General features: G+C 60.5%; 1 pseudogene. It reads right to left on the bottom strand.

The annotated features are described in order from the left end of the window. Nucleotides 1–238: pseudogene (locus tag SB772_RS45350) on the bottom strand (amino acid permease); the annotation flags it as partial.

The following is a 238-nucleotide window of genomic DNA, read 5'->3' as shown; positions in this document are numbered from 1 at the left end:
CACCAACACCGTGAGCAGAATGCCCCGGGGGATGTTTCGCTTGGGGTTGATTGTCTCTTCGCTCAAGGTGCTGACAGCGTCAAAGCCCAGGAATGAGTATGCGGCGATGGCGGCACCTGCCGAGACAGCTGCTATGGAGGTTGTGGGGTTCCAAAGCGGTGTGGTGCCGACGACGTCGCTGGCGGTAGTCAGGTGCCTGACGCACATGATCACGAACGCGGCTATGCCGACCATGGTC

The sequence above is a fragment of the Paraburkholderia sp. SIMBA_030 genome (genome assembly GCF_046535245.1).
Lineage (GTDB): Bacteria > Pseudomonadota > Gammaproteobacteria > Burkholderiales > Burkholderiaceae > Paraburkholderia.
The sequence above is the reverse complement of the archived record's forward strand: the minus strand, read 5'-3'. Positions and strand labels throughout refer to the sequence as shown.